The organism is Variovorax paradoxus (assembly GCF_009498455.1).
GTDB classification, from domain to species: domain Bacteria; phylum Pseudomonadota; class Gammaproteobacteria; order Burkholderiales; family Burkholderiaceae_C; genus Variovorax; species Variovorax paradoxus_H.
Window position 1 is genome coordinate 4067838 of sequence record NZ_CP045644.1, and the last position, 13316, is coordinate 4081153.

Sequence of the window (13316 nt, forward strand, 5' to 3'; positions counted from 1 at the left end):
TCGGGCCTCCCTAAACATCTAAAGGGATACATAAATGGAAGTCACGCGCGCGCGAGCCGAAGCTGCTCAAACAACGGGCAGTGCTTCGACCGAGGCAACCCAAGCGGACCAAACAGCCGAGAACCGCTCGCTGGGACGTGGGCCTCGGCCGGGCAAGGTCATCGCGCTGTTGAACCAGAAGGGCGGCGCAGGCAAGACAACGCTCGCTACGCATCTGGCCGGCGAGCTGGCGATGCAGGGAAGCCGCGTCACGCTGCTCGATGCCGATCCGCAAGGGTCGGCCTTGGACTGGGCGCAGCGGCGGCTCCAGAACGGTCAGCAGCGGCTGTACGGTGTCTTCGGGCTCGCGAGGGACTCGCTGCACCAGGAGGCGCCGCAGATCGCCTCGCAAGCCGACTACGTGGTCATCGATGGCCCGCCGCGGGTCGCGGCCCTCGCGCGCTCCGCATTGCTGGCCGCCGACCTGGTGCTGATCCCTGTGCAGCCCAGCGCCTACGACGTGTGGGCCAGCCACGAGATGGTGCAGCTCGTCATCGAAGCGAGGGTGTTTCGGCCGCAACTGCGCGCCGCTTTCGTGATCAACCGGCGTGTGGTCGGCACGGTGATCGGCCGCGAGGCGCGCGCGGCGCTGGCCGATCAGCCGTTCGCCGCGCTGCGGACTGAAATCTCGCAGCGCATCGTGTTCGCCGACAGCGTTGCTGCAGGGCGGCTCGCCTGCGAAGCAGCGCCCACATGCGCCGCGGCGCGCGAGATCGCTGCGCTGGCGCAGGCCGTGCGGGAGATGCTGCGATGACGTCGCGAGCGACATCCGCATCGCCGAAGCGCGCGCCGATCGGCCGCAGGCCCGCTGCCGATCCGGCGTCTGCCTGGGTGCGGCGGGCCGACGAACCGGCGGCCGCGGACAAGGCGTCGATTTACACTGCGCGCCTGACCATCGACGTGACGCCGGCGCTGCGTGGACACATCAAGGTGGTCGCGTTCAAACGCGGCGTGACCGCGGCCGAGATGCTGCGCGAGCTGCTGGAGCGAGAGTACGGCGGAGGTGAACCGTGATGCAGCTGCAGCCGCTTTCTACGCGGCCGTCGCCCGCAGCCGTCGCATCTCCGGGGACCTTGAGCGGGCCCACCTCCATGCGGGTGTCACTGGCCTTCGTCGAGCATCGCGTGAACGTCTGGCTGCGCTTCGGTCGGCCGGCGCGCGAGACCATCCTCGATCGCTGGCGGCGCGTTGCGATCTTCGAGCCGGACGCGGTCTGCTGCCGTGTCAAGTGGATCGGCAACGACTATGGCACGGCACTGTGGCAGCTGATGGTGCTGCAGGCGCCCACGCCGTTCGACGGCGCGCAGCGCGTTGCCGGTGTACAGCCGGGCGCGCGCATTCTGCTGCGCGCTGACGGCGAGATCCAGGTCAAGGCCGTGCTCGCGGCGATGGACGCCATCGAGGGCTTGGGCATCGACCCGTGCGCGGTAGCCGTCACATACTGGCGCACAGTCGGCAATCGGCTGGCTGCGCGCCAGCCGCTGCCGGCCTACACCGCTGAGCGGCATGCGGCGCATCTGGCGCGCCGGGCGCTGCGATGACACCGCGCCTGCTCTTCGTCTGTATGGGCGTCGGCTTGGCTGCGCTGTGCGCGCCGGCCGTCATGCCGGTGGCGACACGCGATCGCGTGCTCGTGGTCTACAACCCGAGCGACAGCTTGCCGCGCGGCTGGTACCGCATCGGCGGCCTGGGTAGCGCAGCCCCGCTGCACGTCGGAAGCATCGTGCTGGCACGGCTTCCGGCTGACGTGGCCGCCTTTGCGGCACGGCGCGGCTACCTGCCGAGCGGCGTGCCGATCCTCAAGCGCATCGGCGCGCTTGCGCCGCAATCGGTGTGTGTTCGCGAGCAGTTCGTGCGCATCGACGGCTCCGTGGTGGCGATCGCGAGAACGCATGACGGCGCGCATCGCTTGCTGCAAGCCTGGTCGCAATGCCGCCCCCTTGCGGTGGGCGAACTGTTCCTGCTCGGCGACACGAACCCGGCGTCGTTCGACAGCCGGTATTTCGGGCCCGTCTCTGCGTCAGCCGTGGTTGGGGTCGCGCGGCCCTTATGGACATGGAGTGCGCCATGAACTTCACCGTGTCCAGCGAACGAGCATGCCGTCGAACTGCAGCCGGACGTGTGTCCGCGCTGCTTTCCGTCGTGCAAAGGGCCCGCCGCCAGCGTGCAGCGCGAGCTGCACCGCCGCTGCCCCTCGGGCAGTGTTGCGCACCTCGTGCGCGGCTGGCGGCAGTTCGGAGCCGGGAGCGGATGCGGGAGGCGAAGACGGAGGGCCAGATAAAAGGGGTGGCACGCCGCCACCCGCAAGGTCAGTCTGCACGTGGGTTGGGCGCGGCACGGCACCTGTCGGTGCCGGTGCCGTGCCAGTGCGCAATGCCGCATCGTTGTGACATTGCGCGCGTGCCGCTTCCGATCCATTGCTCCCCATTGCGCCGGAGTGCTCACCATGGCGACTCGTAAGGAAATGGAGGGCGACCGCTTCCGCGTTCGGCCCGCGGCCCCGAAGTCCCGCGCAGGGCCGCGTCCGGAGCGCTTTGTGTCCCAGGTTCTCAAGGAAGTCTCAAAGGCCTGCGCCAAAGCGTCGGGCAAGCTGGCAGGACGCCCTGCATCGACCTTTGGCCGGGGCCGCGTCGCGGCCGGCATGGCCGGCGGTCGCCTCGGCGCGCATGCTCGGCGCGTGGTCATCAAGGCCCGCTTCGTGGTGCTCCGGAAAGCCGGCGCGAACTCGGTCTCCACGCACCTGCGCTACATCGAGCGCGATGGGGTGACACGCGACGGGCAGCGCGGGCAGGCTTATGGTCCCGAGACCGATGCCGCCGACCTCAAGGCCTTCGAGGAGCGGGGCAGGGGAGATCGCCACCAGTTCCGCTTCATCGTCTCGGCCGAGGACGCGGTCGACCTGGACGATCTGCGCGGCTTCACGCGGCAACTCATGCAGCGCATGGCGGTGGATCTGGAAACGCCGCTGGACTGGGTGGCCGTCGATCACTGGGACACCGACAACCCGCACACCCACGTCGTCTTGAACGGCCGGACCGCGGGCAAGGAAGACCTCATCATCGCGCCGGACTACATCGCCCGGGGCATGCGCATGCGCGCCAGCGAGATTGCTACCGAATGGTTGGGGCCGCGCACCGAGATCGAGATCCGGCAAAGCCTCCAGCGCGAAGTCGAGCAGCAGCGACTCACCGGCCTGGACCGGGCCTTGATGCGCCAAGCCGTAGCCGATACCGTTGACCTGACTGGTCGGCCTGAGAACCGGCACCGCCAGAACCTGCTGCGGGCGCGTCTGCAGCGGCTCGAAGCCATGGCGATGGCCGAGCGAGTCGATGTCAACCGGTGGCGGCTGGCGCCGGACATGGTGCGGACCTTGACCGCGATGGGCGAGCGCGAGGAGGCGCTGGACACCATGCGCCGGGCACTCAAGGGCCAGCAGCGTGAATGCGTGCTGGAGGACGCGTCGACCACCCCCGTCATCGGCCGCATCGCGGGTAAGGGACTGACCGACGAACTGCACGACCGAGGCTATCTGGTGGTCGATGGCATTGATGGCCGGGCGCACTATCTGAAACTACCGCCCGGTGCCGATCTCTTGGCGTTTCCGGTGGACGGCATTGTGGAGGCGAAGACGCCGGGAGGGGAGCGGGCGGTCGACCGCACTATCGCGGCAATCTCCCAGGACGGCATCTACAAGACCGCCAATCACCTAGATCGACTGCGGCAGGCGGCATACCGCGATCCGCTGGCCACTATCGATGTTCATGTGCGACGGCTCGAAGCGTTGCGTCGCTCTGGCATTGTGGTGCGCGTGGCCGATGGTGTCTGGCGAGTACCGTCTGACTTAGCGCAGAAGGGCCAGCAGCACGATACGCAGAAAGTCACGGCTCCGGTCATTGAACTGCGCTCGCACTTGCCGATCAACCAACAGGTGCGAGCCATCGGCGCGACCTGGCTGGACCGGCAATTGATTGGAAATGGCGATGGACTAGCGGCGCACGGTTTTGGCGCCCGGGTGCGCGATGCAATGCGCGGCCGACAGGAATTCCTAGTCGAACAGAGGTTAGCTGAGCGACGCGGCCCGCATGTAGTTCTTTCGCGCAATCTGCTGCACACCTTGAGGGAACGCGAGTTGGTGGCCGTCGGAAAGGCTCTGCAAGATCGGACAGGCCAGACCTATCGGCCTCTTGGGGAGAATGGAAGAGCGAGTGGCATCTACCGTTGTTCTATTCAACTCGTGAGCGGGCGCTTTGCGGTGCTTGACGATGGCATGGGGTTCACCTTAGTGGCGTGGCGACCTGCAGTGGAAGTTCGGCTGGGGCAACACGTCTCTGCTGTGGCCCAGGGAAAGTCAGTCACATGGCATTTCGATCGTCGGCGAGACATGGCAATTTGACACCCACGTAGGTGAATCACAAGTACGGCGACGAGCGCGGCGTCCGGCTGGAAGACACGCATCGAAAAATGCTCCATCTTTCGATAGAGCCGACGGCTGTAAACATGCTCAATGCGGTGGTCGGCCCATAGCACCTGCAGGCGCAGTGGGCCATGCCCAGAAATGCTCGACTGCCCTTCGTAGCCGAGTGCACGCCTCGCCCTTCTTCAATACGAATCTCTTCCGCACGCGCCACCAGCTCCCAGCGGCGACGTTCGGACAGCGCCAGATTGCGGAACGCCTCCGGCGTCCCGCCTACCGGTTCGGTGCTCGGCGCCCATCTCCAGCATGCGCCGTCGGACCTGTGCACTGCGAAAGATGCTGGCCGATCACGATCCTAGCCGCCACCGGCGCTTGCGGCCATAACGAACAGGCTGCCTTTGACCAGCGTTCGGAGCCGCGAGACCCGTCACCGGCATCGTCAAGCGGATCTGGGTCTTGAACCGCACCGCGATTGCGACCTATGCCCGTGTCAATGCGCAGCCCATTTAATCGATGAGATGTCGACCCCTTCCTTGTACATATCCCACAGCGGACTCAGCAGGCGAAGCCTCGCCACAGTTTCCGTGACTTGCCGGACCACCGCATCGATCTCCGCCTCTGTCGTGAACCGCCCAAGCGTGAACCGAATGGAACTGTGGGCAAGCTCGTCGCTGCGACCCAGAGCGCGAAGCACGAAGGACGGCTCCAGGGACGCTGAGGTGCAGGCGGAACCCGATGACACCGCAATGTCCTTCATTCCCATAATGAGCGACTCCCCCTCGACGTAGTTGAAGCTCATGTTGAGGTTGTGCGGTACCCGGTGCTCGAGACTGCCGTTGACATACACCTCCTCCATCTGGGCCAAGCCTGCACTGAGCCGGTCTCGCAACTGTCCCACACGCGCGGACTCTGCCTCCATTTCGATCTTCGCCAGGCGAAACGCCTCGCCCATACCGACGATCTGGTGAGTCGGCAGGGTGCCGGAGCGCATCCCGCGCTCATGACCTCCACCATGGATCTGCGCCTCTATGCGAGTCCGCGGCTTGCGACGCACGTACAGCGCCCCGATGCCCTTAGGACCGTAGACCTTGTGCGCGGTCACGGTCAACAGGTCGGCGTTGAATGTGCTGAGGTTGATCGGAATCTTGCCCGCCCCTTGTACCGCGTCGCAGTGGTAGACGATGCCGCGATCGCGGCATAACTGGGCGATCTCCTCAACCGGATTGATCACGCCGATCTCGTTATTGACCATCATGATCGACACGAGAATCGTGTCGCCGCGCAGGGCCTCTCGCACCGAATCTATGCAAACGCGTCCGTCGCTCTCAACGTCGAGGTACGTGACCGTGAACCCTTCACGCTCCAATTCTCTGCACGTGTCCAGAACAGCCTTGTGCTCCGTCTTTTGCGTGACGATGTGCTTGCCCTTGCCGCTGTAAAAGTGGGCAGCACCCTTGATGGCGAGGTTGTTGCCCTCGGTAGCGCCAGAGGTCCAAACAATCTCCCGCGGATCCGCTCCTAAGAGACTCGCAACGTGGCCGCGCGCCGCCTCCACAGCACTTTCTGCCTCCCACCCGTAGGCATGACTGCGCGAGGCAGGATTCCCGAAATGCTCACCAAGGTAAGGAAGGAGCGCGGCGACCACTCGCGGGTCGGTTGGGGTCGTCGCCATGTAGTCCATGTAGATCGGTCGAGAGAGGGGAGAAAGCAAAGTCATATGAGTGAGTCCAGGTTGCGAGTGTGTCTGAATGTGAGTGCACCAGAAAGGCAAGCTCTGCGCCAATAAAGTGCCTCTTGTATTCCTTAACTACCCTAGTTGACAGATGTATATGGCGAATATAGCATTGCCTCGCAATCACAAGGAGCACACCATGGTTATCGATCGCAGAGGGTTCTTGGCCGGCGCTGCAGGCGCAGGTTTGGCGGCTACTTTTCAGCCTGCGTGGGCGCAAACAAAGGAGGCGGTGCGAATCGGTGTGCCGACAGGCATCACGGGCAATTGGTCGGCTCTTGGATCGCAGATCCAGCGCACGTGCCGACTGTTCGCGAAGACGGTGAACGCCAAGGGCGGCATCGATGGTCGTCAGGTCGAGTTTTTTTTCGAAGATACGCAGGGCGACCCCGCTGCATGCGTACGCAAGACCTCTGAGCTGATCGAAGGCCGCGGTGTCAAGTTGATCACAGGCGTCATCTCCAGCGGCGAGTCCCTGGCCATCATGCCGCGCCTTGCAGATTGGAACGCCCTGTACTTGGCAGGCATCAGTGGTGTTGGATCGCTGACGGCGCAACACTTCGTCCCCAACGCGTTCCGCACCTGCACATCCGGTCCCATGCGTGCCCGCGCGATCGCACAGTGGTTTGCTAAGTCGCCCAAAACCAAGTTTTTCACCATTGCCCAAGATTACGCCTGGGGTAAGAACAGTCTTTCGACGTTCGAGCAGCTCATCGGCGGCATGGGAAAGCAAACGGTAGGAAACGTCCTGACACCTCTGGGAACCAAGGACTACTCCAGCTACATCGCGCGTATTCGCCAGGCCAAGCCGGAAGTGCTTTATGTCGCCATGAGTGGTGACGACGCCACCGCCTTCCTCAAGCAGGCTGGCCAGTACCGACTGGGCGAGCAGATGCAAATGGTCACCGAGGTTTTGGATCTTCTGAATACGCGCCCGCTGGGCGATGCCGCCATCGGGTTGCATGGTGTCAGCCAGTACAACTACGCGTACGATGCCCCAGCCAACAAGGAGTTCGTGCGCATCTTCCGAGCCGAGTACAGCGAGGTTCCAGACACGTGGGACGGCGAGGCTTGGCAGGGCCTGAGCCTCTTGGCAGAAGGGGTGCGGCGCGCCAAGTCTGTCGACGCGATGGCAGTCAGGAAGGCGCTGGTCGACCTCGAGATCGAGTCGGTCAAAGGAAAGGTGAAGTTGCGCGGCTGCGACCAGCAAGGCGAGCAGAGCGTCTTCATTGCGCGTCTGGAGAAGAGCGCCGATGCGAGCTACCCGCTCCCCAAGATCATCGAAACGTTCGGCTCGGATGCGGTCATTCCAGCATGCCGCAAGGACACGTTCTGAGGCGAGCGTTTGCCGCCAAGCCGGTCGCTAGAACCTCAAACCTTACGAAAGACGCACTATGAGTGTCTTGCAACTTTGGCTCAACCTCGGGCTGAACACGCTATCCCTCGCATCGCTCCTCGCGATGCTCACGGTGGGATTGACTCTGATCTTCGGCATCATGCGCATCATGAACTTTGCCCATGGGGCGATGTACATGTTTGGCGCTTACGTCGGTATTTCGGCGGCCCAATGGGCCGGCAACTTCTGGGCCGGACTTCTGTTCGCGGCGCTGAGCGCTGCGGCCGTTGGGGCCATTTTTGAATCGGGGCTTCTGCGCCACCTTTATAAGCGCGACGCAAGCAGCTTCCTTCTGATCACGTTCGGGCTGAGCCTGGTGCTCACCGAATCCACGCGCCTTGGGTGGGGATCAAACAGCCGCGACGTCCAACTTCCCGAAGCGCTCGCTGGGGTGGTGTTGGTCATGGATGAGCCGTTCCCCCTCTACCGCGTTTTCCTGATTGGTTTCGGATTGACCGCTTTGGGCATCCTCACCATCGTCATCCTGAAGTCTCGCCTGGGTCTGCTCATCCGATCGATCTCGCAGAACGCAGAAATGACTCAGGCACTAGGTGTCAATGTCGGGACCATCCGCACATTGACCTTCGCCGTGGGTTGCGGTTTTGCTGGATTGGGTGGTTTCCTTGCCGTCCCGCTCATCACGGGTTACATCGGAATGGGCAGCTCGGCCATCATCGAATCGTTCGTCATCGTGATGATCGGGGGCATGGGCAGCTTTCTTGGATCCGCTGTCGGCAGTCTGCTGGTGGCTACAACGCAGTCGTTTGGCAATTTCTACTTTCCCGACCTCTCGCTAGTGGTGACCTACCTCCTAATGATTGGCGTTCTGCTTTATCGCCCGGGTGGCTTGTTTGGAGAAGAAGAGTGATGAAGTACGCCGTTCCTATCGTCGCCATGCTGGCGGCGGCCCCGTTCGCTCTCCAGAGCTACCAAGTCACGCTATTGACGGAAATACTGATCTTCGCGTTGTTCGCGATGAGCCTGGACGTACAAATGGGCTACGCACGCCTGTTCTCCTTCGGCCACGTTCTGCCGTACGGTGTCGGTGCGTACGCATGCGCGTTTGCGCTGCTGGCCGGCTGGCCGTTGCCCATCGCGATTGCCGCCGCCGTGCTTGTTGCAACGCTCCTTTCCATCCCGATCGGATGGTTAAGCACACGGGCTAGTGGCGTTGCTTTCGCGATGCTGACGTTGGCCTTTGCGCAACTCGGCTATGCGATCGTTTTCAAGTGGAACACGCTTACCGGCGGTTCGGATGGCCTGACCGGCTTTGCGCGCAATGCGGGCCCGTTCGGGTTCGACGGATTCGTGTCCCGCGATGGCTTCTTCTGGCTTGTTCTGATCGTCGTGTTCGCGATGTACTGGCTGGCCCGAGGCTTCATGAACTCCGCGATGGGTAGAGCCATCGTCGGCGTTCGTGAAAACGAGCGACGTGCCAGCGCCATTGGATATGTACCGCGGACCTTGCGCATCGTCGCATTCGTCCTGTCCGGGGCGCTCGCGGGCATGGCGGGGGCGCTTCATGCGGGGTTCCTGCTGTTCGTCTCTCCAGAGATCTTGCATTGGACGCTGTCGGGACACGTCATCATCGCAGTCGTCCTTGGCGGAACGGGCACCTTGATCGGCCCGATGATCGGCGCCGCCCTGATTGTTCTTGCTCACCACCAGCTGAGCGCAGTCACCGACAGTTGGCCATTGGTAATGGGGTTGCTGTTCATCATCGTTGTCATTGCCGCGCCCAAGGGCCTGTGGGGCATCAAGGCTTCGCTTGCCGCCAAGATTTCCCAACGCCGCGCGCCCCCCGCTGGAGAGAAACATGCCGCTTCTTGAATGTTCTGGTCTTACCAAGCGCTGGGGAGCGGTCACGACGGTCGATGATGTGAGCCTCACCGTAGATGCAGGCGAGGTGGTCGCGCTCATTGGTCCGAACGGGGCAGGTAAGAGCACCGTGTTCAACCTGATTGCAGGTGCGATAAAGAAGACCGCTGGCGCCGTGCGCTTCGCTGATGAAAGCGTCGAACACCTTTCCGCGTATGACCTGGCCCAGAAAGGCCTGAGTCGCACGTACCAAATTACCTGCTTGTTTCCGCAACTGACGGTTCTGGAAAACGTCCGACTGGCTGTTCAAGCCAGATCCCCCGGGCGGCTCAGGCCGACGGCGTCGAAGGCTTTTGTCGACAAGACCGAGGCAGCGGCGATGGAGTGGCTCGCTCGAGTTCGTCTGACTGATTGTGCAGACCGCACGGCCGGCGAGCTATCTCATGGCGATCAACGGCTGCTGGAGATCGCGACGGCCCTGGCGCTTCAGCCGAAGCTGGTTCTTCTGGATGAGCCCACGCAAGGCATGTCGGTCGAAGAGACCCGCGCGACGGTGAGATTGCTCAAGTCGCTACTGGAGGACGCACCCATCGCGGTGCTGCTGGTGGAACACGATCTGGAAGTCGTGTTCGGCGTTGCGGACCGCATTGTTGTACTGGATCAGGGGAGAAAAATCGCGGATGGTAAACCGGAGGCGGTGCGAAACGATCCGGCGGTGCAGCGTGCATACCTGGGGGTGGCACATGCTTAAAGTTGATCGGCTGGAAGCCGGCTATGGATCCGGTAAGGTTCTCTTCGGCGTCGACTTTCAGGTGCCCAAGGGTGAAGTGACCGCAATCATCGGGCGAAACGGCGTGGGTAAGACCACGACGCTCAAGACCATCATGGGCATCGTGCAGGCGTCTTCCGGCACGGTGTCGATTGATGGCCTCGATCTGAGTCGCAAGCCAGCGCACGAAATGGTGAGAGCGGGCATTGGATACGTGCCCGAAGGCAGGCAGATCTTCCCGGCGCTGACGGTCCTCGAGAACCTGCGCGTGGGCCAGCGCAGCAAGCCAAAAACATGGACTGAAGAGCGGGTGCTCGACCTGTTTCCCAACCTTCAACGCCGCATCAAGAACGCCGGTCACGCCCTTTCTGGCGGTGAGCAGCAGATGCTCGCGATCGCTCGAGCTCTAGTGACGGACGTCAAAGTCCTGATGCTCGACGAGCCGACGCAGGGCCTGGCACCTATGGTGGTCCAACAGATCGGTGACGTGGTCAAGTTGCTGAAGTCCGAAGGGGTCGCAGTCCTGCTTGTAGAGCAGAACCTCAACCTCACCGAGCGCATCTCGGACCGCATCCTGGTGATGTCCAAAGGAAAAGTTGTGGAGACGCTCTCCATCGCCGATTTCAAGGCCGACGCGGAGCGCGTCCATCGTCAGTGGCTGACGATCTGAACATCTTTCGATTGACAGGAGTTATTAGATGATCGAACTCAACGGCAGTCCGCTGCTGGACGGCCAAGTGGCTGTGGTGACCGGGGCGGGTCAAGGGATGGGGCGAGAAATTGCCATCGGCCTTGCCGCAGCGGGCGCGAAGGTGGTGGTCGCCGACGTCAATATGCAGACCACCGAAGAGACCGCCGCGCTGATCAAGCAGCAGGGAGGCACCGCCTGGTCAGTGCTTTGGGACGTCTCCGATCCCGACCAAGCGACGCAGGTTGCGGCCCGTGTCCACGAGTTGGCCGGCGACGCTTCCATTCTCGTGAACAACGCGGGCATTCATCGCCGCGGTCAGTTCGGCGAGGAGGGCCACGTTGGCACTTGGCGCGAGGTCATGGCGGTGAATCTGGACGGGATCATGTACGGCATCACGGCTTTTCTGGATCAACTCAAGCGCACCAAAGGGAACATCATCAATTTGGCGTCGATCCAATCCTTCACTGCAGCCCCGAACTTCACTACGGCCTATGCCGCGAGCAAGGGCGGGGTGGCGATGCTGACCAAATCGCTGGCGGTAGACCTGGCGCAGCATGGCGTGCGCGTCAACGCTATCGCCCCCGGCTTTATCGAAACCCCGCAAACCGCTGTCTCCCGGGCCAACCCCGACCGCGTCGCGTTCGTCATGTCGCACACGCCGATGAAGCGCGCTGGCCGCGCAGACGAGATGGCAGGCCCTGCCGTCTTTCTGGCCTCGCACCTGGCTTCCTTTGTGACCGGCGTCATCCTCCCGGTTGACGGCGGCTTTCTCACCCTTTGATTCGAGTCTCGATAAGGAAATACACCATGGCACACGTCAACAAACTCGATGTACTGTCCCACGTGAGCAAGGGAACACCGGTCGGTGAACTGTTCCGATCTGTTTGGCTGCCCGCTTTGCTTTCATCTCAACTGCCCGAACCCGGCTGTGCGCCCGTGCGCTTGAAGCTGCTCGGCGAAGAGCTCGTTGCTTTCCGTAACGGCAAGGGTGAGGTCGGCATTGTTCAGGCCAACTGCGCTCACCGACTCGCACCGCTGTTTTACGGACGGGTCGAGCAGGAAGGCATCCGCTGCAACTACCACGGATGGCTCTACAACGCCTCTGGCGACTGCCTGGAGATGCAGAACTCGGCCGACCAATCGATCTGCAAGAAGGTCAAGCTGACTGCTTACAAGGCACAGGAGAAGGCCGACATCGTCTGGGTGTTCATGGGAAGCGGCGAACCCCCGTCGCTTCCCCAATTTCCATGGATTGATCTGCCGAGGTCGCAGCGCAACGCGACGGTGTGGATCCAGGAGTCAAACTGGCTGCAGGGTATGGAAGGCGAACTGGACAGTTCGCACGTCTCGATCCTCCACACGAACCCGGCCACGATGGCAACCTCTCCGGTGCACCGTCCGTACTCGGCGGTCGACATCACGCCCAAGCTGTTCGCCAGGGATACGTCCATCGGGGTCATCGGCATCGCGCGCCGCAACGCCGACGAGAATTTCTATTGGCGCGTTTCCCAGTTCATGGCGCCGTGCTTCAGTTCCATCCCCAGTGCAGACTTCCCAGTGGGCGGCCGTGCATTCATTCCGATCGACGACCACAACGCCTACACATGGGACTTCAACTACTACCTCAAAGGCGATCTTCCCGAAGCTTTCCTGGACTACATCGGCAAGGGACTGGCCTTCCCTCCGGACAGTGTTTATGAACCGTATCACCTGAACACGGGCGCCATCATTGACACGTTCGTCCCCGTTCGGAACCAGCGCAACAACTACATGATCGACCGCAAGGGGGCCAGCCTGTCGAGCCCGTCCGGCATTCATGGCCTCAATGACCAAGACCGCGCCATGCAAGAGGGCATGCTGGCCCTCCCGGGAACCGAAGGTCGCATCGTCGACCGCGAGAAAGAGTTCCTGCTCCCGACCGACATCGCGATCGTCCGCAGCCGCCGCCGCCTGCTCGAGTACGTCAAGTCTGAAGAGAGCCTTGCGAAGTTCCGCGAGATCGTCAAGGACGGCAGTGCCTACGCGGTCGTACCACTAGACGTCGTTTCCGAGCTTGGGGAGATGGACGAATTCCTGGAACGTCATCATGGCGAACTGATGCGCGGCGATACCGCCGAGCCCGCCGCCGCCTAGTCGTTTGCCGTCATGACACTTCAGCTTATCGCCGCATGCGACAAGGTCACGCAGGACGCTCCATACGCCTATGAAGGCCAGGGAAAGAAAATTGCGATCTACCGGGTCGATGACGAGTTCTTCGCAACCGACAACGTCTGTCCGCACGCCTACGCCCTGATGTCCGACGGCTTCGTGGAAGGTGAAACCATCGAGTGTCCCTTGCATGGCGCCGTGTTCAACATCCGCACTGGCAAATGCATGGGCCCGCCCGCAGAGTCTGATCTGGAGACGTACCCCGTCACGGTGGTCGACAACAAGATCTTCCTTAACCTTTAGTCGGCC

The 13316-nt window shown here is 62.5% G+C and carries 14 protein-coding genes; 13 read left to right on the forward strand and 1 reads right to left on the reverse strand.

The window, feature by feature from the left end:
• Positions 1-34 precede the first annotated feature (34 nt).
• The 5 genes from parA (at position 35) to GFK26_RS18820 (ending at position 4432) form a co-directional block, all read left to right on the forward strand.
• Positions 35-793, forward strand: a complete 759-nt coding sequence (gene parA, locus GFK26_RS18800) for a ParA family partition ATPase (protein WP_228121689.1) — start codon at positions 35-37, stop codon at positions 791-793.
• On the forward strand, positions 790-1053 hold the full coding sequence (locus tag GFK26_RS18805) for a chromosome partitioning protein ParB (RefSeq protein WP_153283301.1): 264 nt from the start codon (positions 790-792) through the stop codon (positions 1051-1053). The genes parA and GFK26_RS18805 overlap by 4 nt, the downstream gene beginning before the upstream one ends.
• A complete protein-coding gene (locus GFK26_RS18810; RefSeq protein WP_153286012.1) occupies positions 1053-1580 on the forward strand; it encodes a DUF2840 domain-containing protein in 528 nt (175 codons plus the stop codon). Before GFK26_RS18805 ends, GFK26_RS18810 begins: the two co-directional genes overlap by 1 nt.
• Entirely contained in the window at positions 1577-2110 is a 534-nt protein-coding gene (locus tag GFK26_RS18815) for a S26 family signal peptidase (RefSeq protein WP_153283302.1), read from the forward strand. Before GFK26_RS18810 ends, GFK26_RS18815 begins: the two co-directional genes overlap by 4 nt.
• Positions 2111-2485: 375 nt before the next feature.
• Positions 2486-4432 carry a DUF3363 domain-containing protein gene (locus tag GFK26_RS18820; RefSeq protein ID WP_153283303.1) on the forward strand — a complete coding sequence of 649 codons (1947 nt, stop codon included), beginning with the start codon at positions 2486-2488 and terminating at the stop codon, positions 4430-4432.
• A 511-nt stretch (positions 4433-4943) separates the two neighbouring features.
• Here the strand turns inward: GFK26_RS18820 and GFK26_RS18825 are convergent.
• On the reverse strand, positions 4944-6170 hold the full coding sequence (locus GFK26_RS18825; RefSeq protein WP_153283304.1) for an IscS subfamily cysteine desulfurase: 1227 nt from the start codon (positions 6168-6170) through the stop codon (positions 4944-4946).
• 154 nt (positions 6171-6324) lie between these two features.
• Here GFK26_RS18825 and GFK26_RS18830 point away from each other — a divergent pair, with 154 nt between their 5' ends.
• Genes GFK26_RS18830 through GFK26_RS18865 form a run of 8 tightly spaced genes read left to right on the forward strand, consistent with a single transcriptional unit; the run spans position 6325 to position 13310 of the window.
• Entirely contained in the window at positions 6325-7521 is a 1197-nt protein-coding gene (locus GFK26_RS18830) for an ABC transporter substrate-binding protein (protein ID WP_153283305.1), read from the forward strand.
• Between the two features lie 58 nt (positions 7522-7579).
• On the forward strand, positions 7580-8449 hold the full coding sequence (locus GFK26_RS18835; protein WP_153283306.1) for a branched-chain amino acid ABC transporter permease: 870 nt from the start codon (positions 7580-7582) through the stop codon (positions 8447-8449).
• Complete coding sequence (locus tag GFK26_RS18840) at positions 8449-9411, forward strand: branched-chain amino acid ABC transporter permease (RefSeq protein ID WP_153283307.1); 963 nt, start codon at positions 8449-8451, stop codon at positions 9409-9411. Before GFK26_RS18835 ends, GFK26_RS18840 begins: the two co-directional genes overlap by 1 nt.
• Positions 9398-10150, forward strand: a complete 753-nt coding sequence (locus tag GFK26_RS18845; RefSeq protein WP_153283308.1) for an ABC transporter ATP-binding protein — start codon at positions 9398-9400, stop codon at positions 10148-10150. The genes GFK26_RS18840 and GFK26_RS18845 overlap by 14 nt, the downstream gene beginning before the upstream one ends.
• Positions 10143-10838 (forward strand): ABC transporter ATP-binding protein, encoded by a 696-nt coding sequence (locus GFK26_RS18850; protein WP_153283309.1) that lies wholly within the window; start codon positions 10143-10145, stop codon positions 10836-10838. The genes GFK26_RS18845 and GFK26_RS18850 overlap by 8 nt, the downstream gene beginning before the upstream one ends.
• Positions 10839-10866: 28 nt before the next feature.
• Positions 10867-11640, forward strand: coding sequence for an SDR family NAD(P)-dependent oxidoreductase (locus GFK26_RS18855; protein ID WP_153283310.1), 774 nt, complete (start codon positions 10867-10869; stop codon positions 11638-11640).
• 26 nt (positions 11641-11666) lie between these two features.
• Positions 11667-12992 (forward strand): Rieske 2Fe-2S domain-containing protein, encoded by a 1326-nt coding sequence (locus tag GFK26_RS18860; RefSeq protein ID WP_153283311.1) that lies wholly within the window; start codon positions 11667-11669, stop codon positions 12990-12992.
• A gap of 12 nt (positions 12993-13004) precedes the next feature.
• Entirely contained in the window at positions 13005-13310 is a 306-nt protein-coding gene (locus GFK26_RS18865) for a non-heme iron oxygenase ferredoxin subunit (protein ID WP_153283312.1), read from the forward strand.
• Positions 13311-13316: the final 6 nt, after the last annotated feature.

Excerpts from the sequence above, each read along its gene's own strand:
- parA (WP_228121689.1), top strand. The coding sequence starts at position 35 with ATGGAAGTCACGCGCGCGCGAGCCGAAGCTGCTCAAACAACGGGCAGT.
- GFK26_RS18805 (WP_153283301.1), top strand. The coding sequence starts at position 790 with ATGACGTCGCGAGCGACATCCGCATCGCCGAAGCGCGCGCCGATCGGC.
- GFK26_RS18810 (WP_153286012.1), top strand. The coding sequence starts at position 1,053 with ATGCAGCTGCAGCCGCTTTCTACGCGGCCGTCGCCCGCAGCCGTCGCA.
- GFK26_RS18815 (WP_153283302.1), top strand. The coding sequence starts at position 1,577 with ATGACACCGCGCCTGCTCTTCGTCTGTATGGGCGTCGGCTTGGCTGCG.
- GFK26_RS18820 (WP_153283303.1), top strand. The coding sequence starts at position 2,486 with ATGGCGACTCGTAAGGAAATGGAGGGCGACCGCTTCCGCGTTCGGCCC.
- GFK26_RS18825 (WP_153283304.1), bottom strand. The coding sequence starts at position 6,170 with ATGACTTTGCTTTCTCCCCTCTCTCGACCGATCTACATGGACTACATG.
- GFK26_RS18830 (WP_153283305.1), top strand. The coding sequence starts at position 6,325 with ATGGTTATCGATCGCAGAGGGTTCTTGGCCGGCGCTGCAGGCGCAGGT.
- GFK26_RS18835 (WP_153283306.1), top strand. The coding sequence starts at position 7,580 with ATGAGTGTCTTGCAACTTTGGCTCAACCTCGGGCTGAACACGCTATCC.
- GFK26_RS18840 (WP_153283307.1), top strand. The coding sequence starts at position 8,449 with ATGAAGTACGCCGTTCCTATCGTCGCCATGCTGGCGGCGGCCCCGTTC.
- GFK26_RS18845 (WP_153283308.1), top strand. The coding sequence starts at position 9,398 with ATGCCGCTTCTTGAATGTTCTGGTCTTACCAAGCGCTGGGGAGCGGTC.
- GFK26_RS18850 (WP_153283309.1), top strand. The coding sequence starts at position 10,143 with ATGCTTAAAGTTGATCGGCTGGAAGCCGGCTATGGATCCGGTAAGGTT.
- GFK26_RS18855 (WP_153283310.1), top strand. The coding sequence starts at position 10,867 with ATGATCGAACTCAACGGCAGTCCGCTGCTGGACGGCCAAGTGGCTGTG.
- GFK26_RS18860 (WP_153283311.1), top strand. The coding sequence starts at position 11,667 with ATGGCACACGTCAACAAACTCGATGTACTGTCCCACGTGAGCAAGGGA.
- GFK26_RS18865 (WP_153283312.1), top strand. The coding sequence starts at position 13,005 with ATGACACTTCAGCTTATCGCCGCATGCGACAAGGTCACGCAGGACGCT.